This window comes from Achromobacter aegrifaciens (assembly GCF_902859965.1).
Taxonomy (GTDB): domain Bacteria; phylum Pseudomonadota; class Gammaproteobacteria; order Burkholderiales; family Burkholderiaceae_B; genus Achromobacter; species Achromobacter aegrifaciens.
Genome location: NZ_CADIKO010000012.1, coordinates 1 through 2252 on the forward strand (window position 1 = coordinate 1; position 2252 = coordinate 2252).

Consider the following 2252-nt stretch of genomic DNA (forward strand, 5'->3'; position numbering starts at 1 on the left):
GGATCCCTACGATAATGCCGTGGCAGAGAGCTTCTTCAGCAACTTAAAGAACGAATTAACGCATCATAAGGTCTTCCACAGCAGGGAGCATGCGCGGCTGGCGATCTTTAACTACATCGAGGTCTTCTATAACCGCCAGCGAATCCACCAGGGGCTAGGTTATCGAACCCCTGCCCAGGTCGAGGCCTCCGTGCCTTAACCAAAATGTCCGAGAAATCCGGGTCAGCTCAGTCTGACACCTTATTTCTCTCGGATTACGCCTAATCTCTTGACGAGTAAGACGGTATCTTTTTCGTGACACCTTTTTCGTAGCCCGACTTCTTTTTTTTCTGAGCAACGTTTCATTTCGTTCCCTTAACCTGAAGTTCCCTTCTAAGCACGTCCAACATGTCGGACCAGTTTTTAAAAAGCCACTCATCCCCTTCGAGAGAAGCATTTGCCGTCGGCATATATCTGACAAAAGAAGAGACAGACACAGGATAACCAAAATCTGCGTACAACTCCTCAACGACCCCCAAGGGATCTCGATATGAATTCCTATTTCTAAATACCCAAAGAAAAATCAAGAAAATCCATACCTTTTCCTCCCGCTCGGTATCTCTCGGGAATTCTGAAGCAAGATTACTAACGTGCTGCATCACCTCACTTACGTCATCACCGGCCAAGCAGGCCAACTCATAATGTTCAGCAGAAGAATCTACAGTAAGATTTTTAACAGCATACTGAACGGCGCCACGAGGACTCAAGAAACCGCGCTCCAACCCATATTTTATATCGCCCCATTGCATCCAGGGCGCTTCTTCAAGACAAAAATTACTATCCAACTTAATATCCACAACTCGCCCCATTATTTTGGCAGCCTAGACGGAACCTGATTTGGCGTTCCCGTTATTTTCCCCTCAGGTATAAATCTCTGATGCGTCAGCTCTCCTTTCGCATTGACTATCCACTCAAACACTCCTGGAAAATGTAGTCTGACACCTTATTTTTATCTCGGATTACGCCTAATCTCTTGACGGACAAGACGGTCTCTTTTTCTCACTGCTTATTTTCTTAGTCCTGCCAAGTGCTTGAAAGGTCCTTCTTCCAAACTTAATCCCATGTCAGAAGCCAATTTAATAGCCTCCACATACTCCTCATCCGTTATCAAGATATCGTACTCACAAAGATGATCACATAGAATTTCGAAGGCCAAGCCCTCTTCATTGTATGAGATATAGTCCAACGCGCCCTGAAGCAGTAAGGAACTAATTCTTCCTTTGAATTTATTTCCAAATTTTATAATGCGATCCGAGTACATAGAAATCAATTTATATGTTTATAGGGTGGAATTGGTGCATTATCAGGGAAAGCGGTAATCACCTCCCCTGTTGCTGGCTGATACACGACGCGCATACGTACTCCATCACGAACCTCATATGCCACCCATTTTGCGGGATCTCCCTTCGCGGTGTAGATCCCGCCGGTTCCAGTTTGGGCGTACCATTTAAAAAATGTCAAAAAAAGGTGTCAGACTACATTTTCAGATTTGAAAAATGTAGTCTGACACCTTTTTTATTCTTCCGGCAAGAAAATTTCAAACAGACGGCAAATCAGCGAAAAATTCCGAAATGGTTCCCACGCGGGAGGGGATCGCCCACCAACAATTGAAACAACATGCCACCAGACCTTAATATAAAAAATTAAATTAATTAACACCCACTTTCTAAGTAAGCATCATGCCAGCCTGAGATCGGCATAGATTCATAAATCCTGCAAATCCAAAAGAAAACAAAGAGGAATAAAAAACATTCCAAGTCGGCTCACTATATAAAAACCACAACATAAGAGCAAAAGCTGTGATTGCGGTCGATTTTAGCCAGTACAGGAATTTTTCCCGTTTTCCATGACGTTCCACTCGACCAAACAAACACCACGTTATAAACATGAATACTAAACAAATGACCAACACTCCAATACCCGTACTCATAATTCGCTCAAAAAAGGTGTCAGACTACATTTTCAGGTTTGAAAAATGTAGTCTGAGCTGACCCGGATTTCTCGGACAGTTTGGTTAAGGCACGGAGGCCTCGACCTGGGCAGGGGTTCGATAACCTAGCCCCTGGTGGATTCGCTGGCGGTTATAGAAGACCTCAATGTAGTTAAAGATCGCCAGCCGCGCATGCTCCCTGCTGTGGAAGACCTTGTGATGCGTTAATTCGTTCTTTAAGTTGCTGAAGAAGCTCTCTGCGACGGCATTATCGTAGGGATCT

Annotated in this window: 4 protein-coding genes and 1 pseudogene; 1 reads left to right on the forward strand and 4 read right to left on the reverse strand. The window is 44.3% G+C overall.

The features are described from left to right. Positions 1 to 199: IS3 family transposase (locus tag HV793_RS30955; protein WP_175214475.1), on the forward strand; the 199-nt coding region annotated here is incomplete at its 5' end. Positions 200 to 341: 142 nt separating this feature from the next. Here HV793_RS30955 and HV793_RS30960 read toward each other — a convergent pair. The 4 genes and pseudogenes from HV793_RS30960 to HV793_RS30975 form a co-directional block, all read right to left on the reverse strand. Then, positions 342 to 836: a DUF2247 family protein gene (locus HV793_RS30960; RefSeq protein WP_175214476.1), complete on the reverse strand. Its 495-nt coding sequence runs from the start codon at positions 834 to 836 to the stop codon at positions 342 to 344. A gap of 209 nt (positions 837 to 1045) precedes the next feature. Continuing rightward, positions 1046 to 1300, reverse strand: coding sequence for a MafI family immunity protein (locus HV793_RS31320; protein ID WP_082400863.1), 255 nt, complete (start codon positions 1298 to 1300; stop codon positions 1046 to 1048). Between the two features lie 5 nt (positions 1301 to 1305). Next, positions 1306 to 1488: pseudogene (locus HV793_RS30970) on the reverse strand (hypothetical protein); the annotation flags it as partial. A 565-nt stretch (positions 1489 to 2053) separates the two neighbouring features. Next, positions 2054 to 2252: IS3 family transposase (locus HV793_RS30975; RefSeq protein ID WP_175214475.1), on the reverse strand; the 199-nt coding region annotated here is incomplete at its 5' end.